General features: G+C 72.6%; 28 protein-coding genes. 10 read left to right on the top strand and 18 right to left on the bottom strand.

Annotation, left to right across the window (positions count from 1 at the left end; translation table 11 throughout):
• Positions 1-26 precede the first annotated feature (26 nt).
• Together D1648_RS12700 and D1648_RS12705 are read right to left on the bottom strand one after the other, a co-directional pair.
• On the bottom strand, positions 27-542 hold the full coding sequence (locus D1648_RS12700) for a methylated-DNA--[protein]-cysteine S-methyltransferase (protein ID WP_122942422.1): 516 nt from the start codon (positions 540-542) through the stop codon (positions 27-29).
• 63 nt (positions 543-605) lie between these two features.
• A complete protein-coding gene (locus D1648_RS12705; RefSeq protein WP_241155487.1) occupies positions 606-1,385 on the bottom strand; it encodes a Crp/Fnr family transcriptional regulator in 780 nt (259 codons plus the stop codon).
• Between the two features lie 262 nt (positions 1,386-1,647).
• On the opposite strand from D1648_RS12705, the gene D1648_RS12710 reads away from it, so the two are divergent.
• Genes D1648_RS12710 through D1648_RS12735 form a run of 6 tightly spaced genes read left to right on the top strand, consistent with a single transcriptional unit; the run spans position 1,648 to position 6,714 of the window.
• Positions 1,648-4,101 (top strand): nitric-oxide reductase large subunit, encoded by a 2,454-nt coding sequence (locus tag D1648_RS12710; protein ID WP_122942427.1) that lies wholly within the window; start codon positions 1,648-1,650, stop codon positions 4,099-4,101.
• The gene (locus D1648_RS12715) at positions 4,098-4,823 is read left to right on the top strand and encodes a hypothetical protein (RefSeq protein WP_241155488.1); all 726 of its coding nucleotides are present in this window, start codon (positions 4,098-4,100) and stop codon (positions 4,821-4,823) included. Before D1648_RS12710 ends, D1648_RS12715 begins: the two co-directional genes overlap by 4 nt.
• Positions 4,816-5,694, top strand: a complete 879-nt coding sequence (locus tag D1648_RS12720) for a slipin family protein (protein WP_122942429.1) — start codon at positions 4,816-4,818, stop codon at positions 5,692-5,694. Before D1648_RS12715 ends, D1648_RS12720 begins: the two co-directional genes overlap by 8 nt.
• On the top strand, positions 5,691-6,056 hold the full coding sequence (locus D1648_RS12725; RefSeq protein ID WP_122942431.1) for a hypothetical protein: 366 nt from the start codon (positions 5,691-5,693) through the stop codon (positions 6,054-6,056). The genes D1648_RS12720 and D1648_RS12725 overlap by 4 nt, the downstream gene beginning before the upstream one ends.
• Positions 6,053-6,487 (top strand): hypothetical protein, encoded by a 435-nt coding sequence (locus D1648_RS12730; RefSeq protein WP_241155489.1) that lies wholly within the window; start codon positions 6,053-6,055, stop codon positions 6,485-6,487. The genes D1648_RS12725 and D1648_RS12730 overlap by 4 nt, the downstream gene beginning before the upstream one ends.
• Positions 6,484-6,714: a hypothetical protein gene (locus D1648_RS12735; RefSeq protein WP_122942432.1), complete on the top strand. Its 231-nt coding sequence runs from the start codon at positions 6,484-6,486 to the stop codon at positions 6,712-6,714. The genes D1648_RS12730 and D1648_RS12735 overlap by 4 nt, the downstream gene beginning before the upstream one ends.
• A 31-nt stretch (positions 6,715-6,745) precedes the next feature.
• Here D1648_RS12735 and D1648_RS12740 read toward each other — a convergent pair whose 3' ends face one another.
• Positions 6,746-7,114 (bottom strand): nuclear transport factor 2 family protein, encoded by a 369-nt coding sequence (locus D1648_RS12740; RefSeq protein ID WP_122942433.1) that lies wholly within the window; start codon positions 7,112-7,114, stop codon positions 6,746-6,748.
• A 183-nt stretch (positions 7,115-7,297) separates the two neighbouring features.
• On the opposite strand from D1648_RS12740, the gene D1648_RS12745 reads away from it, so the two are divergent.
• Positions 7,298-8,353, top strand: a complete 1,056-nt coding sequence (locus D1648_RS12745) for an EamA family transporter (protein WP_122942434.1) — start codon at positions 7,298-7,300, stop codon at positions 8,351-8,353.
• Positions 8,354-8,815: 462 nt separating this feature from the next.
• Here D1648_RS12745 and D1648_RS17925 read toward each other — a convergent pair whose 3' ends face one another.
• The 7 genes from D1648_RS17925 to D1648_RS12780 form a co-directional block, all read right to left on the bottom strand.
• Positions 8,816-9,568: a hypothetical protein gene (locus tag D1648_RS17925; protein WP_164518715.1), complete on the bottom strand. Its 753-nt coding sequence runs from the start codon at positions 9,566-9,568 to the stop codon at positions 8,816-8,818.
• A gap of 149 nt (positions 9,569-9,717) precedes the next feature.
• A complete protein-coding gene (locus D1648_RS12755; RefSeq protein ID WP_122942435.1) occupies positions 9,718-10,116 on the bottom strand; it encodes a CHY zinc finger protein in 399 nt (132 codons plus the stop codon).
• A complete protein-coding gene (locus D1648_RS12760; protein WP_122942436.1) occupies positions 10,113-10,709 on the bottom strand; it encodes a CbiQ family ECF transporter T component in 597 nt (198 codons plus the stop codon). The genes D1648_RS12755 and D1648_RS12760 overlap by 4 nt, the downstream gene beginning before the upstream one ends.
• Entirely contained in the window at positions 10,703-11,389 is a 687-nt protein-coding gene (locus tag D1648_RS12765; RefSeq protein ID WP_122942437.1) for an energy-coupling factor ABC transporter ATP-binding protein, read from the bottom strand. Before D1648_RS12765 ends, D1648_RS12760 begins: the two co-directional genes overlap by 7 nt.
• A complete protein-coding gene (locus tag D1648_RS12770; RefSeq protein ID WP_122942439.1) occupies positions 11,386-12,513 on the bottom strand; it encodes a thiolase family protein in 1,128 nt (375 codons plus the stop codon). Before D1648_RS12770 ends, D1648_RS12765 begins: the two co-directional genes overlap by 4 nt.
• Positions 12,506-13,645 (bottom strand): class I adenylate-forming enzyme family protein, encoded by a 1,140-nt coding sequence (locus tag D1648_RS12775; RefSeq protein ID WP_122943306.1) that lies wholly within the window; start codon positions 13,643-13,645, stop codon positions 12,506-12,508. The genes D1648_RS12770 and D1648_RS12775 overlap by 8 nt, the downstream gene beginning before the upstream one ends.
• On the bottom strand, positions 13,642-14,328 hold the full coding sequence (locus D1648_RS12780; protein ID WP_122942442.1) for a biotin transporter BioY: 687 nt from the start codon (positions 14,326-14,328) through the stop codon (positions 13,642-13,644). Before D1648_RS12780 ends, D1648_RS12775 begins: the two co-directional genes overlap by 4 nt.
• Before the next feature lie 60 nt (positions 14,329-14,388).
• Between D1648_RS12780 and D1648_RS12785 the strand changes: the two genes are divergently transcribed.
• Complete coding sequence (locus tag D1648_RS12785; protein ID WP_122942443.1) at positions 14,389-15,018, top strand: TetR/AcrR family transcriptional regulator; 630 nt, start codon at positions 14,389-14,391, stop codon at positions 15,016-15,018.
• A gap of 186 nt (positions 15,019-15,204) precedes the next feature.
• On the opposite strand, the gene D1648_RS12790 is transcribed toward D1648_RS12785, so the two are convergent.
• From D1648_RS12790 to D1648_RS12820, 8 genes are all read right to left on the bottom strand, one after another.
• On the bottom strand, positions 15,205-15,969 hold the full coding sequence (locus D1648_RS12790; protein ID WP_122942446.1) for a dihydrofolate reductase family protein: 765 nt from the start codon (positions 15,967-15,969) through the stop codon (positions 15,205-15,207).
• Between the two features lie 276 nt (positions 15,970-16,245).
• Entirely contained in the window at positions 16,246-18,741 is a 2,496-nt protein-coding gene (locus tag D1648_RS12795) for an excinuclease ABC subunit UvrA (RefSeq protein WP_122942448.1), read from the bottom strand.
• 110 nt (positions 18,742-18,851) lie between these two features.
• Complete coding sequence (locus tag D1648_RS17930; protein ID WP_164518716.1) at positions 18,852-19,019, bottom strand: hypothetical protein; 168 nt, start codon at positions 19,017-19,019, stop codon at positions 18,852-18,854.
• A 365-nt stretch (positions 19,020-19,384) separates the two neighbouring features.
• On the bottom strand, positions 19,385-19,789 hold the full coding sequence (locus D1648_RS12800; protein ID WP_122942450.1) for a PIN domain nuclease: 405 nt from the start codon (positions 19,787-19,789) through the stop codon (positions 19,385-19,387).
• 141 nt (positions 19,790-19,930) lie between these two features.
• The gene (locus D1648_RS12805; protein WP_122942452.1) at positions 19,931-20,356 is read right to left on the bottom strand and encodes a type II toxin-antitoxin system VapC family toxin; all 426 of its coding nucleotides are present in this window, start codon (positions 20,354-20,356) and stop codon (positions 19,931-19,933) included.
• The gene (locus D1648_RS12810; protein WP_122942455.1) at positions 20,353-20,586 is read right to left on the bottom strand and encodes a toxin-antitoxin system; all 234 of its coding nucleotides are present in this window, start codon (positions 20,584-20,586) and stop codon (positions 20,353-20,355) included. The genes D1648_RS12805 and D1648_RS12810 overlap by 4 nt, the downstream gene beginning before the upstream one ends.
• A gap of 127 nt (positions 20,587-20,713) precedes the next feature.
• Positions 20,714-21,799 carry a redox-regulated ATPase YchF gene (ychF, locus tag D1648_RS12815; RefSeq protein ID WP_122942457.1) on the bottom strand — a complete coding sequence of 362 codons (1,086 nt, stop codon included), beginning with the start codon at positions 21,797-21,799 and terminating at the stop codon, positions 20,714-20,716.
• A gap of 174 nt (positions 21,800-21,973) precedes the next feature.
• Positions 21,974-22,627 carry an NAD(P)-dependent oxidoreductase gene (locus D1648_RS12820; RefSeq protein WP_122942460.1) on the bottom strand — a complete coding sequence of 218 codons (654 nt, stop codon included), beginning with the start codon at positions 22,625-22,627 and terminating at the stop codon, positions 21,974-21,976.
• Positions 22,628-22,823: 196 nt separating this feature from the next.
• Between D1648_RS12820 and D1648_RS12825 the strand changes: the two genes are divergently transcribed.
• Both D1648_RS12825 and D1648_RS12830 read left to right on the top strand, forming a co-directional pair.
• A complete protein-coding gene (locus tag D1648_RS12825) occupies positions 22,824-23,198 on the top strand; it encodes a helix-turn-helix domain-containing protein (protein ID WP_122942462.1) in 375 nt (124 codons plus the stop codon).
• Between the two features lie 126 nt (positions 23,199-23,324).
• Positions 23,325-24,533 carry a DNA recombination protein RmuC gene (locus D1648_RS12830; protein ID WP_241155491.1) on the top strand — a complete coding sequence of 403 codons (1,209 nt, stop codon included), beginning with the start codon at positions 23,325-23,327 and terminating at the stop codon, positions 24,531-24,533.
• Positions 24,534-24,536: the final 3 nt, after the last annotated feature.

Raw genomic sequence — 24,536 nt, forward strand, 5'->3', positions numbered from 1 at the left:
GGATGTGAGGTCCCGATCCGGACGAGCTAGAACAGTCGCTCGGCGGCGCGCTCGGCGGGCTCCTCGAGCTCGAGCAGCGCACGCTTGCGCTCGAGCCCGCCGGCGTAGCCGGTGAGGGAGCCGTCGGCCCCGACCACGCGGTGGCAGGGGATGAGGATGCTCAGCGGGTTGCGGCCCACGCACTGGCCGACGCGCTGGGCGAGGCCGCGGGAGCCGAGCTGCTCGGCGAGCGCGCCGTAGGTGGTGGTCGCGCCGTAGGGGATCTCGCGCAGCAGCGCCCACACCTTCTCGGAGAAGGCGTCGCCGTGCGTGCGCAGCGGCAGGTCGAAGTCCCGGCGCTCGCCGGCGAGGTACTCCTCGAGCTGGGCGAGCGTGCGGGGGAACAGCGGATCCGCGGCTGCCTCGACCTGGTCGCCGAGCTGCGCCGGGGTCGGCGGATGCCAGTGCTCGGGGAAGAACAGACCGGTCAGCGCGTGCCCCTCGGCGGTGAGCGTCAGCTCGCCCAGCGCGGTGGGCACGATCGCGTGACGGGACTCGTCCATCTCGGTCTCCTCTGGTCCCTCCCAGGGTAGACGTGGCGAGCTCCCCTCCGCGGCCGCACGGCGTCAGATCTCCTGCTCCCGGGCGATCCGCTCCAGGCGCGCCCGGTCCAGCAGCGAGACCCAGCGCCGGCCGGAGTCGATCAGCCCCTCCTCCTTCCATCTGCTCAGCACGCGCGAGACGGATTCGGGGGTCGAGCGGGCGAGGCCCGCGAGATCCGCGCGGGACAGCGGCACCTCGAGCAGCACGCCCTGCGCGCCTCGCTCCCGGCCGAGCTTGGCCGCCAGTCGCAGCAGGGTGGTCGCGAGCCGGGCGGGGACGGTCCGCGTCGCCTGCGCGCCGATCAGGCTCTCGGCGCGGGCGAGCCGGGCGGCGACCTGGTCGATCACGTGCAGCGCCACCTGCGGATGCTCGGTCAGCACGCGGCGCAGGTCCGACTGCCGGATGCCGAGGGTGCAGGTGTCCACGAGCGCCTCGGCGGTGTGCCGCTGGAAGGGCCGGGCGAGGATCCCGAGCGCCCCGCAGACCTCGCCGGGGGCGAGGACGTCCGTGACCACCTCGCTGCCGTCGGGCCGGACCTGCTGGAGCTTGACCCTCCCCCGCGCGACCATGAACAGGGCGTCCGCCTCGTCCTCCGCATGGAACAGCCGGTCGCCCGCCGTCCAGGCGCGCCGGATCATCAGCGACTCGACCTCGGCCAGCTCCTGCCCGTCCAGGCATCCGAACCACTCCGATCCGGCCAGCACCGAGAGCCGGGCGGGCTGCGGGCAGGAATGCGGGATCCGGATCTCTCGCACGGGGATCGTCCGCCGTCCGACAGGGGAGGTCATCGCCGTTGCTGCCATGCTCCGGATCCTGCCCTGCTCCGGGTGCGCACCGCGCGGACCGAGGTCCCTTGCCCTCGGCGTCGCCCGGCGCCCACCAGCCGATCTGCGGACGATTGACGGCCGTCATGGGAGTGCGCCGCCCCGTGAGTACGTTGGTCGGCACCCGTGGGAGAAGACGCTGACCAGCACGTCGACTCCCCGACGGGAAGGATCGGGTGTCGCGCGCCGCCGAGGAGCCTCCGGCGAACGCGACTGAGCACAGCAGAACGGGAGCGTGCGCGTGAGCATCCTCGACAAGGATTCCCGGCATCGGTCGCGATCGGAGATCTCCCTGTCCAAGGGGTGGATCCAGGGCGTCGCACTGGTGCTGGTCTTCGGCTTCTTCGTGATGGGGGTGCTCGCCTACCGCACCTACACCCATTCGATGCCGCTGCCGCAGCAGGTCGTCAGCGAGGACGGCGAGGTCGTCTACACCGGGGAGGACATCACCCGCGGGCAGAACATCTTCCTGGCCCGCGGGATCCAGCAGTACGGCTCCATCCTCGGGCACGGCGCCTACCTGGGCCCCGACTACACCGCCGAGTACCTGCGCCTGAGCTCCGAGCACATCCGCGAGCAGCTGGAGCGGCAAGGCGTCCAGGACCCGGGCGAGGCCACCGCGCAGATGCAGCGCACCAACCGCTTCGACGAGGACACCAGCACGCTCGTCCTCACCGACGAGCAGATCAGCGCCTTCGAGGAGCTGCAGGGCTACTACGGGGAGTTCTTCGGCGACCCGACCACCGCCAACGGGCTCGTCCCCGAGGCGATCACCGACCCGCAGGACATCCACGACCTCACCGCCTTCTACGCCTGGACCGCATGGGCGAGCGCCGCGGAGCGGCCGGGCCTCGGCTACTCGTACACCAACAACTGGCCCGCCGAGCAGCGGGTGGACAACCATCCCACCGCCGACATCCTCGTGTGGTCCGCGATCTCGCTGGTCGCCCTGCTGATCGGGCTCGGCCTGCTGTTCGCCGTCTACGGACGGTGGAGCAGCAAGCTCGGCTGGAAGGGCAACGACACGACCTCCCTGCAGTTCCTCCAGCCCGGGACGGTGGGGATCACGAAGGCCCAGCGGTCCACGGCCTGGTTCTTCCTCGTCGTCGCCCTGCTGTTCCTCGTCCAGGCGACCGTGGGCGCCTCGGTCGAGCACTACCGCGTGGAGATCCAGGGCTTCTTCGGGATCGACCTCGCGCAGATCTTCCCGTTCAACCTCGCCCGCACCTGGCACGTCCAGCTCTCGCTGCTGTGGACGGCCGCGTCGTTCCTGGCCGCCGCGATCTTCCTCGCCCCGATCATCTCCGGGCGCGAGCCGCGGCGTCAGCACTGGCTCTCCTACGGGCTGCTGGGCGCGCTCGCCCTCGTCGTCGTCGGCATGTTCGGCGGCACCGCGATCAGCATCTACGGTCCCGAATGGGCCGAGGGCTCCCCCTTCCTCACCCAGCAGTGGGAGTACCTGGACCTGCCGCGCATGTTCCAGATCCTGCTGGCGGTGGGGCTCGGGCTGTGGTTCCTCATCATCTTCCGCGCCATCCGCTCGCGTCTGCGCACCGAGTCGAAGTTCAACATGCCCTGGCTGTTCCTGTACGCGGCGCTGGCGATCCCCGCCTTCTACGCGGTGGGGCTGCTGGCCACCAACGAGTCGCATCTGACCGTCGCGGAGTTCTGGCGCTTCTGGGTGGTGCACCTGTGGGTCGAGGACTTCCTCGAGCTGTTCACCACGGTGATGGTCGCCTACATCTTCGTGATGCTTGGCGTGGTGCGTCGGCGGATCGCGATCCAGATCATCCTGCTGGACGTCATCCTGTACTCGGCCGGCGGGGTCATCGGCACCATGCACCACCTGTACTTCTCGGGCACGCCTGTCGAGCACATGGCCCTCGGCGCGGTGTTCTCCGCCCTGGAGGTCATCCCGCTGACCTTCCTGACCGTCGAGGCCTGGACGTTCCTGCAGCTCGGCTCCCGCCAGGAGTCCCGCACCACGGCGCCCTTCCCGCACCGCTGGGCGGTCATGTTCCTCGTCGCCGTCGGCTTCTGGAACTTCCTGGGCGCCGGGGTGTTCGGGTTCCTGGTGAACCTGCCGGTGGTCTCCTACTACCAGATCGGCACCGCCCTGACCGCCAACCATGCGCACGGCTCGATGATGGGCGTGTACGGGATGCTGGCGGTGGGCCTCGCCCTGTTCGCGCTGCGCTACATCGTCCCGCCCGACCGCTGGCCGGACCGGCTGGCCAAGCTCTCCTTCTGGTCGCTGAACATCGGGCTCGCGTGGATGGTCTTCGCGACGCTCCTGCCGCTGGGCGTGATGCAGCTGTGGGCCTCCGTCGGCGAGGGCTACTACGAGGCCCGCTCGATGGGCTACCTCACCCGCACCGAGAACCTGGCGCTGGAGTGGATCCGCATGCCCGGCGATGTGCTGTTCATCGTGGGCGGGATCCTGCCGTTCCTGTACATCACCTGGCTCGGCGTGCGCCGCGGGATCCGGGCGACCGTCACCCGGATGGAGCCGGAGACCCTGTACGTCGAGGAGACCCCCGAGGCCCATGAGGACCGCACCGGGACCGTGCGGGCCGTCGCCCCCGTGCAGGGCGCCGGGCGCGCGGCCCCACGCTCCGGGACGGCCCGGCCGCGCTCCCCCTACGCCTCCGACCGACGTCACGACGGCGAGGCCGCCGAGGAGGACGAGTCATGACCGGGCTCCTCGACGGCCCCCTCGACGGGTTCGGGATGACCGCGCTGCTCTCCGCGGGCTACGGGCTGGTGCTGCTGCTGGCCGCCCACGGCATCGACCTGCTCGCCAAGCGGGTGCACGTGCTGCACGACGAGCACCAGAACACCGGGTTCGTCTACCACGAGGACCACGACGCCTGGCTGTGCCCCGAGGACCAGTGGCTGTGGCCGCAGTCCTTCGACCCCTACAACCGCGTGATGCGCTATCGGGGCAGCCCCTCGGTGTGCAACTCCTGCCCGGTCAAGGACACCTGCACGACCTCCGACGACGGGCGGGAGCTGCGCCGCATGGTGGACTCGTGGCCGGCCTCGGAGTCCGCCCGCTTCCATCGCGGCATCGCCTGCGCCGTCAGCGTCCTGGCCGTGACCTGGCCCGCGGCGGCGAGCTTCACCGTCGAGCAGACGCCCGGCCGGCTCCTGCTGCTGGGGACCGCGACCGTGATCGCGCTGGCCGCCCTCCCGCTGTGGTCGCACCTGCGGCGCTCGCCCGCGGATCCGCAGGGCGTGCTGGTGAAGTCCCTGGACGAGAACCTGCAGGACCGTGCGCGGAGCGTCGAGGCCCTGGTCCGGTCCCGGACCACCTACGCCTCCGACCGTCGCCGCTCCGCGGACTCCCCCACACCGCTGGTGCTGGGGCGCACCCGGTACGCCTCCGAGCGGCGGGAGGCCGAGGACGATGCCTGAGCTCATGATCCCCCTGGTCGTCGTGGCGATCCTCCTGCTCGTGCTGCTCATCGCCTCCCTGCGGGTGGTGCGCGAGTACGAGCGCCTGGTGGTCTTCCGTCTGGGCCGTCTGCGCGGCCCGCTCGGGCCGGGGCTGGTGCTCCTGCTGCCCTATCTGGACCGCTCGGTGAGGATCGACCTGCGCGTGGTGACGCTGACGATCCCGCCGCAGGAGGTGATCACCCGCGACAACGTCACCGCCCGCGTGAACGCCGTGGTGATGTTCCAGGTCGCCGATCCCGTGAAGTCCGTGATGGCGGTGGAGAACCATGCCGTGGCGACCTCCCAGTACGCGCAGACCACGCTCCGCTCCGTGGTGGGCCGCGCGGACCTCGACACGCTGCTGGCCCATCGTGCGGACCTCAACGAGGACCTCTACCGCTCCATCGCCCAGCAGGCCGTGCCCTGGGGGGTCGAGGTCTCCGTGGTCGAGATCAAGGACGTGGAGATCCCCGAGATGATGCAGCGGGCCATGGCGCGCCAGGCGGAGGCCGAGCGGGAGCGCCGCGCGAAGGTCATCAGCGCCCACGGAGAGCTCGAGGCGTCCACGGAGCTGCGTGACGCGGCGAGCATCCTCGGCGAGGCGCCCGGATCGCTGCAGCTGCGCTACCTGCAGACCCTGCTCGAGCTCGGCGCGGACCAGAACTCCACCGTCGTGTTCCCCCTGCCGATGGACGTGATCGGCCCCCTGGTGGGCGCGATGAACCAGCTCTCCGGAGGCCTCGCCGACACGGGAGGCGCGGCGGAGGCGAACGCCCCGGCGGGCCCGGAGGACCCGGGCGACCGCGATGCCCCCGGCGACCAGAGCAGCACAGGAGGAGGAGAACGATGAGCCCGAGCTCCCCGTCGGCCGGTCGTCCGCGCCCCACGGCCGTCGAGCCCGCGACGAGGCCCGATGGCGTCACCGAGGACGACGCTCCCGCGCCTCCCGGCCGCCCCGTGCGTCTGTCCCCCACCCCGCCCGGGTTCTGGGCCACGCTCCTGGGAGTCGTCGTCGCGCTGCTCGCCCCGTTCTTCGGGATCCTCATCGGCAGCGGCATCGGCACCGGGCCGAGCACGGCCGGGCTGTCCCCGATGGCCTGGGGCTTCGCCCTCGGCAGCCTCGTCGGCGCCCTCGCGCTGGTGGTGGCCGGCCTCGGCGCGGCGAGGCTCTGGCGCCACCAGCGCGATCGCGGGGTGGAGGCGGAACGATGAGCGCCTCCCCCGCAGAAGCCGCGACGAGCACCGTCGCACCATCCCCGGAGCACGTCGGCTTCCGTTCCGACGGCGTGCCCGACCGGGTGGCGCGCCGGATCCTGGGCATCACCGAGGTGGATCCGCGCTCAGGCGCGGGAGCGCACCGGACCTTCCGGATCGCCGTGGTGATCTCGGCGCTGCGCTGCCTGATCACCTATGTGGCGATCCCCGTGATCATCCCGGTGCTGAGCCTGTCCGGGTGGGTCGCCGGCCCCGTCGGGATCGCCCTGTGCGTGATCGCGGCCGTCAACGGGATCCGCAGCGTGCGCCGGTTCTGGCGCACCGACCATCCGCAGCGATGGACCTACACCGCCTTCATCGCGGTGGTGTTCGTCGTCCTGACCCTCTCCACCTGGACCGAGACGAGCAGATTGGTGGCAGCGCTATGAGCATCGGAACCGACCGGACCGCCGCACGACGGACCGCGCCCTCCCCGGAGCCGACCGGGCCCGACCGGGCCGCCGCTCAGCCCCCGAGCACTCCCAGCGCGCCGCAGCCGGTCGACGGCTGGGTGCCGGAGGACCGGGAGCCGAGCGCGGCGGAGAACAACTTCATGAGCTTCGCACTGTTCGGCTTCCTCATCCTGTTCGGCCTCGGCTGCCTCATCGTGTTCTGAGCAGCGCCCGCGTCTCAGCAGCGCCCGCGTCTCAGCGGTGCCCCGGGGTGTCCTGGCTGAAGGTGTTCCACCAGCGCCCCTCGCGGCGCTGCCACAGCGAGGTGATGTAGAAGCGCTCCTCGACCTCCGCGCCCGGGGCGCGGGCGTCGGCCCGGTAGCTCAGCAGCACCGCATCCTCGCCCAGGCGCAGCACACGCTCCTGCGAGAGCGCGTACCGCGCAGTGATCGGCCCGTCGGCGAGCTCGTCGAGATGCCGCTCGAGGTCCGCGAAACCGCCGCCGGTCACGCCGAGGAAATCCGCGGGCAGCACCTCCCGCTCGGCCGCGGCGTCCCCGCTGACCTGCGCCTGCCACACCTGCTCCTCGAGGGCGAGGAAGAACTGCACGTCGTCGGGCTCCATCTCCCCATCCTCCCACCGCCCCGCCGCGCCGCGCCCCTCTGCAGAAAGGGGCGTCCAGCGGCACGCCGCGACGATGAGCTCCTCGGCGTGCCGCTGGACGCCCTGTTCCGCAGGCGCCCGGGCTCGGCGAGGACATCGCCACACAGCAGGTGGGCTGGTATCCCTGCTCACGAGGAGGTCGCCATGGGGAACGGAGCTGCGCGGGCTGGGCTGCTGGGAATCGCCGCCGTCCTCCTGACCGCGGTGCTGTGGGGCACCACGGGGACCGCGGCCACCTTCGCGCCCGGCGTCGGCCCGCTCGCGATCGGCGCGGCGGCGCTCGGCATCGGCGGACTCCTCCAGGCCGCGGTCGCCGTGCCCGCACTGCGCCGGGAGCGGCTCGCACTGGCCGCGCATCGCGGGACGCTGCTCGCCGGCGGTGCGGCCGTGGTGGTCTATCCGCTGGCGTTCTACAGCTCGATGCATCTCGCGGGGGTCGCGATCGGCACCGTGGTCTCGCTCGGCTCGGCTCCCCTGGCCTCCGGGCTGCTGGAGCGGGTGGTGGAGCGGCGACGGCTGAGCATCTGGTGGATGCTCGCGGCGGCGCTCGGCATCGCGGGCAGCGCGGTGCTGTGCCTGGCGACGGCGCACGGGGCGCCGAGCGCGGCGAGGGCGACGCTCGCGGGCGTCGCCCTCGGACTGCTCGCCGGCGCCGCCTACGCGCTGTACTCGTGGAGCGCGCACCGGCTCATGCGGCGCGGCATCGGGCGCGCGGCGGCGATGGGGGCGGTCTTCGGGCTGGGCGGCCTCGCCCTGATGCCCGTGCTGCTGGCCACCGGGGCGCCCCTGCTCGCGTCCGGGCAGTCCTTCGCGGTCGGCGCGTACATGGCCCTGGTCCCGATGTTCCTGGGCTACCTGCTGTTCGGGTACGGCCTCTCGCGGATCTCCCCGAGCAGCGCCACCACGCTCACGCTCGCCGAACCCGCCGTGGCCGCCGTCCTGGCGGTGCTGGTGGTCGGCGAGCGCCTGCCCGGTGCGGCCTGGGCGGGGCTGGCGGGCATCGGCGCCTCGCTGCTGCTGCTCGCCCTCGCGCCGACGACGCTCCCGCGGTCGGCCTCCTCGCCGGCCGACCGCCGTGCCCCGCAGAGCGCTCCCGCTGCAGCAGAGGCTCACCTCCGGCGCGGGCCCGGCCGCGCCCAGGCGGGCTCCGGGGCCCCGTGCCGGACCGTCCCTGCCCCGACGGCGAGGAGGAGGAAGTGACCGGCGGAGCACGCAGGAGTCACGGAGCCGGGCCGGATGCTGGGACCATGTCGCACGGCCACCGGGACCTGCCCTCCGGCTTCGCGATGTCCGAGGATCTCGCCATGCTGAGGGAGGTGAACCGCGTCGGTCAGCTCCGGAGGGCAGGATGACGGCATGGAGTCCACTCCCGCCGAACCCGACCCCGCGATGACCGAGACGATCCGCGCCGAGTTCTCCCGCCGCCGGGCCTCCGGGGCCGATGACATGACGGCGCTCCACGGCACGGCCGCGACGCTCCGGCTGAGTCTCCAGGACTGCGCCGTGACGCTCGGGCTCGCCGGCGAGCTCGCACGGTCCGGCACCGGGTGGCGGATCGACCGGCCGCAGAGCGGGCCTCCGTCGTTCCACGTCGGGGGATCCCCTCCGTCGGCGCCCTCACCGAGACAGGACGCGGCCCTCCGTCCGGTCCGCGTGCCGCGATCACATCGGCGCACCGGCCGCGTCGATGCGGCCCGCTCCGTTGTCGGTGGTCCGGAGGAACCAGGCATTGGCCTGCGGCATCCAGAAGAAGGCGAGCAGGGCGAGGGAGATGACCGACACCGCCACGGTGCCCCCGCCGCCCGACTCCAGGCCTGCCGCCGTGAGGATGATCGAATAGACGATGCTGAGCACGGTGAGAGCTGTCAGCCCCGCCCGGGCCCATTCGGCTCCCTCGCGGATCTTCAGCGACAGGGTGAGCTGGAGGAGGAGCACGACGAGCGACAGCATCATGGTGGCGACGTAGAACAGGATCACGCCCCACCGGATGTCGCCGAACAGGCTCATCATCCCCGTTCCGACGAGGATGATCGGGTTGAAGAGGATGCCGAGCAGGATCGCGGCGATCGAGAAGACCCACCCGATGATGGCGAGGACGCATCCGATGAGCCACACCCAGTAGCCGATGCGCGCATCCATCGGCATGTGCGCGGTCCTCACGATGCTGCCGATCCCGCCGCGGAAGGACGGGAGGGCGGCGCGGACGGACGTGGGCCATGAGGCGGGCATCCGCACCCGATAGCCCGTGAAGTCGACGTAGGGGTTCTTCTGCCCGGCCGCATCCGGCGCGGGCCCGGCGCTGCCCGTGCCCTGCGCCCGGCCTCGCTGAGGAGGCTCGGGCTGGGACGGCTGGGAGTGCGCCTGCTGCGCGTCGTGGCGTGCAGCCTGGTCGCCGCTGGCCGGGTCGGTGGTCACGTTCATCGTCCTTCTGGATCCGGGAGCATGTGCGCAGGAGGTGCGCCGACCGTGACGGCCGACCGTCCTCACCGCGAAGAAGGCTATCAGCGAACGTGCGGCCTATTCCCAGCTTCCGGGTGCCCGAGCAGGGACGCGAAGCCGACCGCTCACTCCCCCGCCGGGGCGAAGTACAGCGCGTGGTGCCGGGAGCAGCGAGGATTGAAGACGGCCCCGCATCGGGGGCACCGAGGGTCGTGCGGGCTGCGGGTGTACTCCTGGATCGTGAGCTCGCAGCGACACAGACCGCACAGGATCGCCCGCTCGTGACGAGAGGCTGCCGGCCACGGCCGCGAGGGATGGCCGGCGGTCTCCTCGTGGCAGAGGTGACAGGGGTAGAACTCGCCGCAGCAGGCGAAGCGGATCGCGATCACGTCGAGCACCGTCCGGTAGTGGATGCAGCGCGTCTGCGCATCGACCGTCGGCCCGAGCACCGGTGGGCCCTCCGGCCCCGACTGGTGGTCCTGACGCTCCCGGTCCCTCTGAACCGCCCGGTCCTCCCGGCTCATCGCACACCCCGCGCGGCCAGCGCGTCGCCGAGCGCGTCGGCGTGCTTCAGGGCGAGCACGAGGAAGGGCAGCGCGAAGCGGCGCAGGCTGTGCCCGCCGCCGCGAGCCCGCTGCGCCTCGCGCACCTGCCGGGCCAGCCCCGCCAGCACGGGCAGGGTGCTGAGCGCGACGGTGAGGACGAGGGCCGCCCGCCGGTGGTCCAGGCGCAGCAGTGCGAGCGGCCGCAGCGCCCGTTCGAGCGCCTCCAGCAGCGTGCTGACCGGGGTGGTCAGGGCCAGCAGGCCGCACAGCGCCACCGTCGCCGCCACCCGCACCGTGTTCGCCAGCGCCTCCTCCGGCCCGAGGAACAGCAGCTGCCCGGCCGCCGTCACCCCGAGGATCCAGCGCGCCGCGCAGAGCTGGCGGAGCAGCTCGCGCAGCCCCACGCCGGGCACCGCGAAGCAGGCCGCGCACACTATCGCGGTGATCGCGGCGCTCGTGCGGCTCGTGGGCAGCAGGCACAGGCCGAGCACGAGCATCATGAGCAGCACGGACTTCCGTCCCGCCGGCAGGCGGTGCCAGGGCCCGCTGCCGGGCCGGTGCAGGGTCAGCATCGCAGGGTGTCCTCGTAGGCGGCGATGACCTCCTCCGGCGCTCCGGCGTCGACGATCGTGCCGCCGGCGACGTGCACCGCGCTCTCGCAGCGCCTGGCGAGCCCGAGATCGTGCGTGACCAGGAGCAGTCGGGTGTCGACGGCGGCGAAGAGGTGGTCGGCGATGCGGCGGGCGTTGCGCGCGTCGAGGGCGGCTGTCGGCTCGTCGGCGATCACCAGCTCGGGGCGGCGCACGAACGCCCCGCACAGGGCGAGCAGCTGCTTCTGCCCGCCGGAGAGGTCATGGGCGGAGCGGTCCGCGAGCTCGGCCAGGCCGAAGCGCTCCAGCGCCGCGTCCACGCGGCGGGCCGTCTCGGCCCGGGGCAGCTTCTGCGAGCGCAGGGAGAAGGCGACGTCCTCGGCGACGGTGGGCATGATGATCTGCGCGTCCGGGTTGCTGAAGACCACGCAGACGCGCCGGCGCAGCCGGGCAGGCTCACGGGCCGGGTCGAGGCCGAGCACGCGGATCCGTCCTTCGGTGGCCGTGACGAGCCCGCCCGCGAGCCGGGCGAGGGTGGACTTGCCCGAGCCGTTGTCCCCGATCACCGCGATCGTGCGGGCATCGAGCGTGCAGGTCGCTCCGTGCAGCACCTCGGCGTCGCCCAGGCGCACTCCCACCCCGGCGAGGTCCAGGACGTTCATCGCACCACCTCCACGACGGCGGCGATGCCCATGCCCCCGCCGATCGAGGCGGCGGCGAGGCCGAGGGTCCCCGCCGGGGCATCCGCCCTGACCAGGCGGCTGAACAGCCGCACCACGGCGACGGCACCGCTCGCACCCCAGGGGTGGCCGAGGGCGAGGGCCCCGCCGTCGGCGCAGATCCGGGGGTCGTCCTCCGGCAGCCCCAGCCGGTCCAGCACCGCGAGCGACTGCGCGGCGAAGGCCTCGACGATCTCGATCGCGGCGAGGTCCTCGAGGCCCAGGTCCGCTGAGGCCAGGGAGGCGTCGACGGCGGGTGCGGCGCCGATCCCGGGCAGCGCGGGGTCGCAGCCGACCACGGCGTGGGCGCGGATCGCGAGCCCCGGGGCACGGCCCCGCGCGCGCTCCGGGACGAGCAGCACGGCGGCCGCGCCGTCGCTGATCCGGGTGGAGGTCCCGGCGGTGAGGGTGCCGCCCGGGAACAGGGGTGGCAGCCGGGTGAACGGCGGCGCCGAGGCGCGCAGGGAGTCGTCGTCCGTGACCTCGCCCAGCGGCACCAGCTCGGCGTCGAAGCGCCCGGCGCGGCAGGCGGCACGGGCCCGTCGATGGCTGCGCTCGGCGTGCGCGTCCTGGCGTGCCCGCGGGATCCCGTCCGCGGCCGCGAGGGCCTCCGCGGCGCGCGGCATGTCCGGATCGGGCCAGCCCGCCGGGGTGAACGGGGCGCGCTCGTAGGCGGTGCCGTCCCGCCGGCGCTCCGGCGCGGTCGAGGCGCTCTCGACGCCGCCGGCGAGACGAGCATGCTCGCCCCCGGCCTCGAGCGCGCGTGCCGCGTCGAGCACGGCGGCGAGACCGCTGCCGCACTGTCGGTCGACGGTCTGCCCCGGCACGTCCACGCCGAGCCCCGCGGCGAGAGCGGCGATCCGGGCGGGGTTCCCGCCCGGGCCCATGCAGTTGCCGAGCAGCACGTCGGCGAGGGGAGGCTCGGCGCCGAGCGCGGCTGCGGCGTCGTCGCCCACGGCGCGCAGCACCGGCGCGGCCAGCTGCTCGAGGCCGTGACCGGCGAGGGCGCGGCTGCGGGTGCCGAGCGGGGTGCGTCGCGCGGCGACGACGACGGCGCGATCACGCACAGCGCCTCACCTCCCCCGCCCGCATGCGGCGCAGCGCCTCGGCGCGGGCGGGCTTGCCCGTGACGGTGCGGGGCAGCGGGCCCTCGAACCAGAGCCGGGGCCGGTGGGAGGAGGCGAAGCTCGCGCGCGCCATCGTCCGCAGCCGGCGGGCGGTGGGCGGGGCGGCACCGGGCTCCACCTCGATCATCGCGGCGACCAGGGCGCCGATGCCGTCCGCGGGCAGTCCGACCACGAGCGCGTCGGCGATCCCGGGTAGCTCGCGCAGCCCCTCCTCGACCTCGTCCGGGATCACGGTCGCCGAGGCGGTGAGGATCGCGGCGTCCGCGCGGCCGTGCACGGCGAGCACGCCGTCCTGGAGCGTCGCGAGATCGCCGACGGTCATCCACTGCCCGTCCCGGCGCGCCGGGCCCGCGCCGCCGAGGCACGCCAGGGCCGTGAACGGCGAGCGCACCCACAGCTCGCCCGCGCGCACCTCGAGCGCGACCCCGGGGAAGGCGCGGAGCCCATCGCCGGTGTCGACCGCCACGAAGGAGAGCTCGGCGGCGCCGTAGTAGGAGATGACGCGGATCCCGCGCGCCTCCGCCGCGGCGCGCAGGCCGGCCGGGAGGCGGGAGCCGCCGATCAGCGCCGTGCGCAGGTGCGGGAGGTCGTCGGCGGCGAGCGCGGCGCTCAGGGCCTGTGGTGTCCCATGCAGCGCGGTCGCCCGGCAGCGGTCGCCGTCACCGGGCAGGACGGGGCGCGGGCCGCCGGCGAGCGCGTGGGCGAGGGAGAACAGGGTGAGCGACGAGGCGGGCGGCGAGGGCAGCAGGATCCGCTGCGCGGCCTCCGGCTCCGCGATGCCCGGCTGCCCTGGTGGGGCCAGGAGCGCGGAGACGGCCGCGAAGGAGTGTTCCCAGGAGGCGGCGCTGCGCAGCACGATGCGCGGCGATCCGCTCGTGCCCGAGGTCAGGGTCGCCCAGCCGGCCTGCGCCGGGACCGGCGCGGAGGCGGCGAGTTCGCGCACCGCCTTCCACTGGGCCGCCGGCCAGCGATCGTTCCCGACCAGCGGCACGTCCCCGTCGGCGCGCACCGCGCGCAGCCTGTCGAGCAGGCCCTCCCCGGCGCCGCCCAGCACCACGATCCGCGGGGTCATCGCGGCGCGTGCGCGGCGGCGGGGCGGCCGCTCGGCCGACGGGCCGGCTGCCACGTGCGCCGGAAGGCGCGCGGATAGGCGCGCAGCAGTGTGGAGACGACGGCGGTGGTCAGCGCGGCCTTGAGCAGGTCGCCGGGGAGGAAGACCAGGCTCGCCAGGGCGGTCTGCCCGAGCGGGAGCCGGGTCACGAGGCTCTGCACGGGGACGCCGACGGCGTAGATGACGAGGATGCCGCCGAGGATCGAGGCGAGCGCGACCCGGAGCGCGGAGGGCTTGCGCGGCGAGGCATGCACGATCAGCCCGACCGCGAACGCCCCGAGGATCCACCCGAGCATGTACCCGGCCGAGGGGCCGACGAACGCGCCGAGGCCCCCGCGCCCGCCGGCCAGCAGGGGGAGTCCGGCGGCCGTCAGGGCCAGGAACACGACGATCGACAGCGCACCCAGGCGCGGCCCGAGCACGGCGCCGGCGAGCATGACGCCGAAGGTCTGCGCGGTGATGGGCACGGCGCCGAGCACGCTGAAGCTCCCGGGCAGCCCCAGCACCGCCACGAGCGCGGCGAACACCGCGACCCGCGCGACGTCCTGCGCGCCCAGCGACCACGACGGCCCCTCGGCATCGCCTCGCCCGCCGATCCGTTCCCGCTCCTCGAGCGTGCCGTGCCTGTCGGTCCCCTGGTCCATCTGACCACCTCTCTCCTGAACACCGTTCACCTGAACGGTGTTCAACACTATAGTGACCGGATGGCGACCTCAGGAAATCCACGCCGACGGAGCCGTGAGGACGTCGCCGAGATGGCCCTCCAGCTCCTCGACGAGTACGGGCTCCCCGACCTCACGATGCGGAACCTGGCCACGGCGCTCGGCATCCAGCCGAGCGCCCTGTACTGGCACTTCCCGAACAAGCAGGCCCTGCTCGCCGCGGTCAGCGCGAAGATCCTCGCCCCCGTGACACGGCTCGCGGTCGAGGATCTGAGCCCGCGCGAGGCGGTGCGCACGCTCGGGGGGCGGCTGCGCGACTGCCTGCTCGCCTACCGGGACGGCGCCGAGCTCGTCTCCAGCTCCCTCGCCCTCGGACTGGTCGGCTCACCGGTGCGTCCCCCGCTGCTGGAGGTCGCCCGGCGCCACGGCGTGCCGGATGCACTGTCCGAGGTGGCCGCCGAGCTGCTCATCCACTTCACCGTGGGCCGCGTCTTCCACGAGCAGCAGCGCCGCACCGCGGACTCCCTCGGCCTCCTCGAGGGCCCGGACTCCCTGCGTCCCGAAGATGCGTCCGCCGCATCGGCCGACGAGGACGACTTCGCGCGGGCGCTGACGATGATCGCCGACGGGCTCGAGGTCTCGACGACGCGGAGCGCGCGGCCCCGCGGCTGAGGGTCCGCGCGGCGGCCGAGGCCGCTGGACGAACACCTCCTGAGCCTCGTCCTCCACCCCGAAGATCGCGGTCGCCGCCCCTGGCCACGAGACCGGTCTCCACGTGACCGGGACATGACACGTGCTGACGCCTCGTCGGTTCTGCCCACCGTCCGGGGCGGCGGTGGGCAGGGCTCTCGTGGCCCGTCAGACGCTCGCAGGTGAAGGAGCCTCGTCCTCGGCCACCGGACCCTGCACGTCGTAGCGCAGCCATACGCTGCCGTCCTCGAGCGGCTCGACGCTCTTCAGAGAGAATCGGATCGGCACGGGCGCAGAATATCTCTCGTCGGCCTCGAAGAGGGAGCTGGTGCTGTTCTCCCCGTCCGCGGTCGGCATGAGGACCAGGCTGATCTCGTCGCAGAGGCCGTCGCGGATCATCGACCAGTTCAGGGTGGCTCCGCCGCCGAGGATGACCTCGTCGGTGTCGAAGATGTCACCGATCTTGCGCACGGCTTCTGCCATGTCCAGCTGCTCGTCTCCCGCGATGAGGTAGGAGACGCCGACGGACCGCAGATGCGCCTTGAAGGCATCGCTGACCGAGGCGGGGATCAGCTCGACGATGTGGACGTCGGCGTCGAAGTAGCTGAAGGTGCTCCGATCCCAGGCGAGCGTCCCGGACCGGTCGACGGCGAAGTAATGCATCTGGGCATCAGGGTCGGCGATGAAGTCCCCGGCCGGGACCGGCTCGGTCGGTTCCGAGAGCTCGATCTGCGGCGCACCGCCCAGGATCGCCCGGCTCGTCCCGCTTCCGCTGATCCACCCTCGGTGCTTCGTGAAGAAGCGGTTCTCGCCGAGGAAGAGATCGAAGTACAGCTTCTGGGAGCGCATGCCGACCGACGTCGGGTTGGCGATGCCGTCGATCTTCCCGTTGAGCAGCGTGTGCATGTGGCAGATGATCCGTGGGCGGGACATGTCCCTTCCGTCTCCTTGTGCAGCGGATGGTGAATTCTGGTGGCGGCCTCTTGCCGCGAAGCACTGCGCCTCGGTCGATTGTGGCTGATCGCGGGGCAGTGGTCGATGTTCTCGCCGCCGGGTCGCTGCCCTGACCCTGGGCAAGTGACGCCTGCATCATCTGGGGCAGGGCATCGACGCGCTCGATGGCCGTGTCCGCTGTCGGAACGGGGGTGGCGGCGCCGCAGGGGCCGGAGTCCACACCGACCTGCTCCAGGTCGGCCTTGGCACGGCGCATCATCCCTTCAGGTGACGGGCCAGATGCCGACCCGTGAGGCTTCCGTCGGCCGCGGCGATCTGCTCCGGGGTGCCCTCGGCGACGATGCTCCCGCCGGAGGCGCCGCCGCCGGGCCCCATGTCGATCACCCAGTCCGCGTTCGCGATCAGGTCGAGGTCGTGCTCGATGACGAGGACGGTCGCCCCGCTGCCGACGAGCCGGTCCAGGACGTGCACGAGAGTGCGCACGTCCAGGGGGTGCAGGCCGACGCTCGGCTCGTCGAACACGAACACGGCATGGCGCTGGGTGCGGCCCATCTGCCCGGCGAGCTTGAGCCGCTGCGCCTCGCCGCCCGAGAGCGCCGGGGTGTCCTCGCCGAGGGTGAGATAGCCCAGGCCCAGGTCGATCAGCGTCTCGAGCGTGCGGCGGACGGCGGGGATCTCGCCGACGAGCTCGATCGCCTCGGCGACCGTCGCGGCGAGCAGGCCGGGCAGAGCGACGCCCCGGTACAGGATCTCCTCGGCCTCGGGGGCGTAGCGGCCGCCCTCGCAGTCGGGGCAGTCGATGTCGACGTCGGGCAGGAACTGCACGTCGAGCTCGACGCGGCCCGTGCCCTGGCAGCGGGGGCAGCGCAGCGAGCCGGTGTTGTAGGAGAAGTCGCCCATGGTCAGCCCGCGCTCCACGGCGGCGGGCGTGCGGGCGAACTCGCGCCGCAGGGGGTCCAGCACCCCGGAGTAGGTCGCGACGGTCGAGCGGACGTTCACGCCGATCGGCGTGGCGTCGATCCGGTGGACGTGCCGGGCGTCCTCCGCCTCGAGCTCGCGCACGTGCGCGGGGAGGTCGCGGCCCTCGCTCCTCGCGCGCAGCGCGGGCACGAGCGTCTCGAGCACCATGGTGGTCTTGCCCGAGCCCGAGACCCCGGTGACCGCGGTGAGGCGGCCGCGCGGCACGGCGACGTCGAGGGCCCGGACGGTGTGCAGGGGGTCGCTGGCCAGGCGGAGCGCACCGTGCACGAACACCTCCTCCGCCGCGGCACGCTCGCGCACGACGACCTCCTCGCGGCCGTCGAGGAACGGGCCGAGCCGGGAGGCGGGGTCGGCGGTGATCGCGTCGACAGGGCCCTGGGCGATGACGGTGCCGCCGTCCCCGCCCGCTCCGGGTCCGATCTCGAGGATCTCCTCGGCCTCGCGCAGGAGCTGCACGTCGTGGTCGACGACGAGCACGGAGTTCCCGTCGGCGAGCAGGTCGCCGATCAGCTCGAGGAGTCCGTCGATGTTCGCGGGGTGCATGCCGATGCTGGGCTCGTCGAGCACGTAGAGGACACCGGTGGTGCGGTTGCGGACGGCGCGGGCGAGCTGGGCGCGCTGGCGCTCCCCGGTGGAGAGGGTCGAGGCGGCCCGATCCAGGCAGAGGTAGCCGAGGCCGAGGTCGACGAGGCGCTCGGCCATGTGCACGAGCTGCTCGACGAGCCCGCGCGCCATCGGGTGCATCTCGCGCGGGAGGGGGTCGATGACCCGCGGAGCCCAGTCCAGCAGCTCGTCGAGCGTCATCGCGGAGGCTACGGCGAGGTCGCGGCCGTCGATCTCGGGTTCCCGCGCCTCAGGCGAGAGGCGCGTGCCGTGGCAGGCGGGGCAGGTGCGCTCGACGAGGAAGCGGGAGACGCGGGCGAGCCGCTTCTCGTCATGGGCGCGGCGCAGCTCCTCGGTGACGGTCAGGCGGGCGTTGCGGAAGGTGAAGTCGAGGTCGTGGGCGCCCTTCTTCGAGCGGACCGTGATCGCCTTCTTCTCCTCGGGGCCCGACAGGACGATGTCCCGCTCCCAGTCTTCGAGGTCCCGCCAGGGCACGTCGGTGCGCACCCCGAACTCGCGGGCGATGTCCGGCTGCACCTTCCAGCCGAACATGTTCCAGGGCTTGACCGCGCCCTCGTCGAGGGTCTTCGAGGTGTCCGGGACCAGGGCGTCGTCGTCGACCTCGCGCACGATCCCGGTGCCCTCGCAGGTGGGGCACGCGCCCTCGGAGTTGAAGGCGAGAGCCTCCGCGCCGGGTGCATCCACCTCTGCTCCGCACTCCGGGCACGGGTAGGGCTGCTCCGCGGCGACGAGCAGCGAGGGCGGGACCCGATGCCCGTTCGGGCACACATGGGAGGCCAGGCGCGAGTACATCAGGCGCAGCACGTTCAGCAGCTCGGTCGAGGTGCCGAAGGTGGAGCGGACGCTCGGCACGCCGGGTCGCTGGCGCAGCGCGAGCGCGGCCGGGACGTGCACCACCTCGTCCACGTCCGCGCGCGGTGCCTGCGCCATGCGACGACGGGTGTAGGTCGACAGCGCCTCGACATAGCGGCGGGACCCCTCCGCGTAGACGACGCCCATCGCGAGGGAGGACTTCCCGGAGCCGGAGACGCCGGCGAGCGCGACCAGGCGGTCCAGCGGGATGTCGACGTCGACGCCGCGGAGGTTGTGCACGCGCGCGCCGCGCACGGCGATGTGGTCCGGTCGGTGCGGCCTCGGTCTGGTCATGAGGCCACGGTAGTGACCTGCTGCGCGGCATGGCCTCGAGCCCGGTCGTCTTCTCCGACGAGACCGGTCCGCTGCTCAGCGACGTCCTGCCGACGTCACCACCGGGGGCATCACGTCGACGCGGGGTCCTGCGCGTCGGGCTCGGCCCTGAACAGGTCGGCGATCTCCTCCTCGGGGCGGGGAGCGATCGTCTCGTCGCTCTCGAGCTCCGGGATCGGGGTCTCCTCCCCTGGCTTCGGAGCGTGGTCGTGGTCTGCCTTGCGACGGGGTGAGCTCATCCTGATCCCTCCGATGCTGTGTGACCCAGGATACGTCGCGGCCGCGGCCCCGTTGAGCCGCTGCTCCGTCTGTCCCGCGTCTCGGCTCGATCAGGACGCTCAGCGCGTTCTGGACTCCGGGCGACTCAGCGCAGTGCGCGCCTGGCCGCCCTGTTGATCGCGCGCCGTCCGGCACGCTTGCCCACGGCCTCCGGGCCCCGCTTGACGGCCCGGGCGTCCCCGCGGAGACGTCGCAGCTTCAGCAACCAGTTCAGCATCCTCACCCTCCTCGGGAATCGGGGCCCCGACCCTACGCGGCTCGCCGCATCGGCGACACCATCCCAGCGTGTGCGCGGATCAGAAACGGTGCTGCCGTCCTCGACGAGTCAGAGCAGTGCGAGGGTCTCCACGGACTGACCGGTGATCTCGGCGATGAGGTCGAAGTCCTTGTCGACAGCCAGGACCGTCAGCCCTGTCTTCTCCGCTGTCGCTGCGATGAGCAGATCCGGGATCGAGGGAGCTGGATGCTGGCCTCGGTCGGCAAGGAGCATCTGCACCTCGAAGGCACGGTCCTCCATCGCGGGCGTGAGATGCTCGATCGGCATGAGCGACAGCGGTGGCAGCCCGAATGCCTCGCGAGCTGCTTCACCCGAGCGGGCAGAGAAGCCGAGTTCGAGCCGGGTCACGGCCGAAAGACGCAGCAGCCCACGCTCGATGCGCGAGTTCCACTCGGCAATGTCCGCCGCCTTGACCGACGACGCGACCTTCGATCCGGGCCATGACGTGGACATCGTGTGACGCGTAGCCGTAGGGCTGTTGCGGATCCCACTGTCCGAACTCCTTGAGGTACTCGCTGTCGAAGAGCTGTCGAAGCTCACCCAGATCGGCCGCAGTGAGTTCCTGGTGGGCGAGGACCTCGATCGAATGATGCGTCACGCGTCCACATTCCACGGGTCCGCCAGCTCGACGCCGGCGTGTTGGAAGCCCTTCACAGTGCGCGTAGCGCAGGTTGCCCCGTGCGCCAGGCAGATCGCGGCGATCTGGGCGTCGGCCGTACTGACCGGCGCACCTGCTGCCTCACGCGACGCGAGCACCTCCGCGTATCGCTCCGCCGCGTCAGCATCGAATGCGAGCACCGACCGTCTCCCCCGATACGGCGCTACCGCTTCCTCGATCCCGTGCGCCAGCTCGTCTTTACGTCGGCCATCCGGGAGCCTTCGGACACCGACAAGCAACTCCGCGAGAGTGATGGACGCGATCGCGACGTCGCCCGTCAGCGACACGAGCCACTCGACGACACGAGGCTCCGGCGAGGGCCGAAAGATCTCCGAGATGACATTCGTGTCGAGGACGATCATTCGAAGTCCGCCGCCCGTGCGACGTCATCGCGCGTCGGGGTCGGCAGCTCATCGACCCCACCGACGTCCCGCGCCACAGAAAGCAGAGCCATGCCGATGTGCGGCCGTCGAGCGGCCTTCGTCAGGATGTCGCGAACCTCGGCCTCCATGGACCGCCCGTGCTCCTTCGCCTGCGCGGCGAGTTGCTGTTTCACGCGGTCATCGAGACCACGCACGATGATGGATGACATCAGCGCCACCTCCTCCTGCCATCAACCATGATGGCGCTTATTGCTCGGCACGGAAGGCAAGAACGAGACAACGAAGCCCCGCCGATCACGACGATCGACGGGGCCCACGGAGCGGGATCAGATCACATCACACGTTGAACCGGAACTCCACCACGTCCCCGTCGCGCATGACGTACTCCTTGCCCTCCATGCGCACCCAGCCCTTGGCCTTCGCCTCAGCCATCGAGCCGGCCTCCATGAGCTGGTCGAAGGAGACGATCTCGGCCTTGATGAAGCCGCGCTCGAAGTCGGTGTGGATGACGCCGGCGGCCTGCGGGGCGGTGGCGCCCTTGGGGATGGTCCAGGCGCGGGACTCCTTGGGGCCGGCGGTGAGATAGGTCTGCAGGCCGAGGGTGTCGAAGCCGACGCGGGCCAGCTGGTCCAGACCCGACTCCTCCTGGCCGGTGGACTCGAGCATCTCCGCGGCCTCCTCCTCGTCGAGCTCGATCAGCTCGGACTCGAACTTCGCGTCGAGGAAGATCGCCTCCGCGGGGGCGACGAGCTTGCGCAGCGCCTCCTGCGAGGCGGTGTCGGCCAGGCCCTCCTCGTCGGTGTTGAAGACGTAGATGAAGGGCTTGGCGGTCATGAGCTGCAGCTCGCGCACGGCGGCGAGATCGATGCCGGCCCCCTCCGCGCCCTGGTAGAGGGTCTTGCCCGTCTCCAGCAGCGCCTTGGCCTTCACGACGTTCTCGAGCACGGCGGAGTCGATCAGGCCGCGCTTGGTGTCCTTCTCCAGGCGCTGCATCGAGTTCTCGATGGTCTGGAGGTCGGCGAGGATCAGCTCGGTGGTGATGACCTCCATGTCGCCGGAGGGATCGGTCGAGCCGTCCACGCGGGTCACGTCGGGGTCGGTGAAGGCGCGGGTGACCTGGCAGATCGCGTCGGCCTCGCGGATGTTGGCGAGGAACTTGTTCCCCAGGCCCTCGCCCTCGCTCGCGCCCTTGACGATCCCGGCGATGTCCACGAAGGACACCGTCGCCGGCAGCAGCTTCTGGCTGCCGAAGACGGACGCGAGCTGCGCGAGCCGCGGGTCGGGCAGCGGGACCACGCCGATGTTGGGGTCGATCGTCGCGAACGGATAGTTCGCCGCGAGCACCTCGGCGCGGGTCAGGGCGTTGAACAGGGTGGACTTGCCGACGTTGGGCAGCCCGACGATTCCGATAGTAAGAGCCACGGGAGCTGAGTCTACGGGGCCGGGACGTCACGGCGCCTGCCGCCCGCCGTGAGATCGCGGACCCTGCCGCTCGCTCCCCTGCCGGCCGCCCGGTCCCTGCGCCCGCCTCCGTTCCCTATCCCGCGACGAGCCCCGCCGACGCACGGTCGACGGGGCTCGGGATCCGGGCCCGGATCAGTACGCGACGGTGAAGCGGGTGCGGCGGTGGGCCGGGGACTCGATCTCGTCGACCAGTGCGATCGCGAGGTCGGCGCCGGAGAGCTGGGACTCGCCGTTCTCGTCGGTCAGCAGCACGTCGCCGCCCACGCGGTAGGTTCCGGTGCGCTCGCCCGGGGCGAAGCTGCCGAAGCCGCCGGCGGGGCTCACGAAGAACCAGTCGAGCGCCTCGTCCTCGGAGGCGCGCAGGTCCTGCAGCACGGCGTCGAGCACGCGCGGCTCCTCGGCGAACTCCTTCGGGAAGTCGGGGGTGTCCACGAGCTTCGGCCCGCCCTCGGCGACGAGCAGGGAGCCGGCCCCGCCGATCACACCCAGGCGCACGCCCTTCTCGCGGGCGAGGCGACCGACAGTGCCGATGAGGGCGCGGAAGGCCTCGAGGTCGGCCATGTCGCCGCGGGGCGAGAGGGCCGAGACCACCACGTCGGCGCCCTCGAGCGCCTCGGCGAGGAACATCTCGTCGCGCACGTCCCCGGCGCGGTGGGCGACCCCGGCAGGGATCTGCTCGGGGGCGGTGCGACTGAGGGCGAGGACGTCGTGGCCGCGCGCGGCGGCCTCCTGCGCGAGGTGGGATCCGGCATATCCGGTGCCGCCGAGGATGACGATGCGAGCCATGAGCTCTCCTTCCGCACCCGGAGTGGGGTGCTGCTATGACGTTTGTCGAGGATCATTTCCACGATGACTGGTGGACCTGCATACTCACTATAGGTAACCTGCTCTCCATCGGGAAGTAGGCACTTCGCGGTAACCATCCGCGGAACCGATCGTCCACCGCCCTCCCCGTCCGCCGCTCCCGAAGGAGGAACCCCTGATGCAGTCCCTCGCCCCTCTCCCCTACGACCCCTACGCGCGCGAGTGCCCGTCCCGCCGCCTGCTGGACCGCATCGGCGACCGCTGGACGGTGCTGCTGATCACCGCGCTCGAGGACGGTCCGCGCCGTTTCTCCGAGCTGCTGCGCACGGTCGACGGGATCTCCCAGAAGATGCTCACGCAGACCCTGCGCGCCCTCGAGGCCGACGGGCTGGTGCTGCGCACCGTCCACCCCGAGATCCCGCCGCGCGTGGAGTACGAGCTCACGGAGCTGGGTCGTTCGCTGCTCGAGCCGCTCGGCGCGCTGATCAGCTGGGCCACCGAGCACATGGGCGAGGTGCAGACCTCCCGGGACGCCCGGTCCGCCATCGCGTGACCCGTCGTCGGCCGACGGCGTGGCCCGGCGGCGTCCGGCTGCCCGATCCGGCGGCGCCCGGCCGCGCGCCCGTCGCCCGGGGCGTGGCACCGCTCGCCTGTCGCACCCCCGTGATGTGCTGAGGCCATGAGCGGAACCATGATGCTCCTGCTGGGCCTCGTCCTCGGCGCGCTGCTCGGCGCGACGGCGGCCTTCCTCCTCCTGCGCGAGCGGACGCGCACCGCGCTCGAGCAGCGCCGCACCGGCGAGGACTCCGCCGACCGCCTGCTGCGTCTGGCCGACGAGCGCCATGAGCGGGACGTGGCCCGCCGCGACGCCGCCGAGGAGGAGCGGGAGGCGGAGCTGCAGCGCACCCTCGCCCCGCTGACCGCGACCCTGGCCCAGCTGGAGCGGAACCTGGCCCGCTCCGAGGCGGCGCGGGCGGAGGCCGAGGGGGCGCTGCGCAGCCATCTGGGCGAGCTGGGGCGTCGGGCGCAGTCCCTCGAGCAGGGCACCAGCGCGCTCACCGCCGCGCTGCGCGCCCCCACCGCGCGCGGCCGCTGGGGCGAGGTGCAGCTGCGACGGATCGTCGAGGCCGCCGGGATGCTCGAGCACGTGGACTTCTCCGAGCAGCTCGCGGGCACGCGGGCCGACGGGGAGAAGGGCCAGCGCCCCGACCTCGTCGTCCACCTGGCCGGCGAGCGCACCCTCGTCGTCGATGCGAAGGCGCCGATGGACGCCTATCTCGACGCGGTCGAGGAGACCGATCCCGCGCGGGCCCGCACCCGCCGCACCGCCCATGCCCGGGCGCTGCGCCACCACGTGGACCAGATCGCCGGGAAGGCCTACTGGAAGTCGCTCGGGGACACCCCGGAGTTCACGGTGCTGTTCGTGCCGAGCGACGGGGTGCTCGCCGCGGCCCTCGAGTCCGCGCCGGACCTGCTCGAGCACGGCTTCGCGAAGGACGTCGTGATCGCCTCCCCCGCGACGCTGATGGCGCTGCTGCGCACGGTCGCGCACACCTGGCGCACCGACTCGCTGAACCGCGACGCCCGCGAGGTGCTCGAGGCGGGGCGGGAGCTGCACCATCGCCTGGGCACGTTCACCGCGCACCTGGGGAAGGTGGGGCGGTCGCTGGACTCCTCCGTGGCGGCGTTCAACGACGCGGTCGGCTCGCTGCAGTCACGCGTGATGGTCACCGCGCGGCGCTTCGAGGACCTGGGACTGTCGGGCACGTCCCTCGAGGAGGTCGAGCAGCTCACACGCCGCTCCCGCACGCTGGAGGTCCCGGAGATCGCGCAGCTCGCGAACCCGCGCACAGACCCCGCGAAGGACCGTCGCCGCTCCGCGAGCTGATCC

Source organism: Brachybacterium sp. EE-P12 (assembly GCF_003711805.1).
Taxonomy (GTDB): Bacteria; Actinomycetota; Actinomycetes; order Actinomycetales; family Dermabacteraceae; genus Brachybacterium.

What these genes read in the sequence shown, in the direction of transcription:
- D1648_RS12700 (WP_122942422.1), bottom strand. Translation starts at nt 542, where the DNA reads ATGGACGAGTCCCGTCACGCGATCGTGCCCACCGCGCTGGGCGAGCTG.
- D1648_RS12705 (WP_241155487.1), bottom strand. Translation starts at nt 1,385, where the DNA reads ATGGCAGCAACGGCGATGACCTCCCCTGTCGGACGGCGGACGATCCCC.
- D1648_RS12715 (WP_241155488.1), top strand. Translation starts at nt 4,098, where the DNA reads ATGACCGGGCTCCTCGACGGCCCCCTCGACGGGTTCGGGATGACCGCG.
- D1648_RS12720 (WP_122942429.1), top strand. Translation starts at nt 4,816, where the DNA reads ATGCCTGAGCTCATGATCCCCCTGGTCGTCGTGGCGATCCTCCTGCTC.
- D1648_RS12725 (WP_122942431.1), top strand. Translation starts at nt 5,691, where the DNA reads ATGAGCCCGAGCTCCCCGTCGGCCGGTCGTCCGCGCCCCACGGCCGTC.
- D1648_RS12730 (WP_241155489.1), top strand. Translation starts at nt 6,053, where the DNA reads ATGAGCGCCTCCCCCGCAGAAGCCGCGACGAGCACCGTCGCACCATCC.
- D1648_RS12735 (WP_122942432.1), top strand. Translation starts at nt 6,484, where the DNA reads ATGAGCATCGGAACCGACCGGACCGCCGCACGACGGACCGCGCCCTCC.
- D1648_RS12740 (WP_122942433.1), bottom strand. Translation starts at nt 7,114, where the DNA reads ATGGAGCCCGACGACGTGCAGTTCTTCCTCGCCCTCGAGGAGCAGGTG.
- D1648_RS12745 (WP_122942434.1), top strand. Translation starts at nt 7,298, where the DNA reads ATGGGGAACGGAGCTGCGCGGGCTGGGCTGCTGGGAATCGCCGCCGTC.
- D1648_RS12755 (WP_122942435.1), bottom strand. Translation starts at nt 10,116, where the DNA reads ATGAGCCGGGAGGACCGGGCGGTTCAGAGGGACCGGGAGCGTCAGGAC.
- D1648_RS12760 (WP_122942436.1), bottom strand. Translation starts at nt 10,709, where the DNA reads ATGCTGACCCTGCACCGGCCCGGCAGCGGGCCCTGGCACCGCCTGCCG.
- D1648_RS12765 (WP_122942437.1), bottom strand. Translation starts at nt 11,389, where the DNA reads ATGAACGTCCTGGACCTCGCCGGGGTGGGAGTGCGCCTGGGCGACGCC.
- D1648_RS12775 (WP_122943306.1), bottom strand. Translation starts at nt 13,645, where the DNA reads ATGACCCCGCGGATCGTGGTGCTGGGCGGCGCCGGGGAGGGCCTGCTC.
- D1648_RS12780 (WP_122942442.1), bottom strand. Translation starts at nt 14,328, where the DNA reads ATGGACCAGGGGACCGACAGGCACGGCACGCTCGAGGAGCGGGAACGG.
- D1648_RS12785 (WP_122942443.1), top strand. Translation starts at nt 14,389, where the DNA reads ATGGCGACCTCAGGAAATCCACGCCGACGGAGCCGTGAGGACGTCGCC.
- D1648_RS12790 (WP_122942446.1), bottom strand. Translation starts at nt 15,969, where the DNA reads ATGTCCCGCCCACGGATCATCTGCCACATGCACACGCTGCTCAACGGG.
- D1648_RS12795 (WP_122942448.1), bottom strand. Translation starts at nt 18,741, where the DNA reads ATGACCAGACCGAGGCCGCACCGACCGGACCACATCGCCGTGCGCGGC.
- D1648_RS17930 (WP_164518716.1), bottom strand. Translation starts at nt 19,019, where the DNA reads ATGAGCTCACCCCGTCGCAAGGCAGACCACGACCACGCTCCGAAGCCA.
- D1648_RS12800 (WP_122942450.1), bottom strand. Translation starts at nt 19,789, where the DNA reads ATGTCCACGTCATGGCCCGGATCGAAGGTCGCGTCGTCGGTCAAGGCG.
- D1648_RS12805 (WP_122942452.1), bottom strand. Translation starts at nt 20,356, where the DNA reads ATGATCGTCCTCGACACGAATGTCATCTCGGAGATCTTTCGGCCCTCG.
- D1648_RS12810 (WP_122942455.1), bottom strand. Translation starts at nt 20,586, where the DNA reads ATGTCATCCATCATCGTGCGTGGTCTCGATGACCGCGTGAAACAGCAA.
- D1648_RS12820 (WP_122942460.1), bottom strand. Translation starts at nt 22,627, where the DNA reads ATGGCTCGCATCGTCATCCTCGGCGGCACCGGATATGCCGGATCCCAC.
- D1648_RS12825 (WP_122942462.1), top strand. Translation starts at nt 22,824, where the DNA reads ATGCAGTCCCTCGCCCCTCTCCCCTACGACCCCTACGCGCGCGAGTGC.
- D1648_RS12830 (WP_241155491.1), top strand. Translation starts at nt 23,325, where the DNA reads ATGAGCGGAACCATGATGCTCCTGCTGGGCCTCGTCCTCGGCGCGCTG.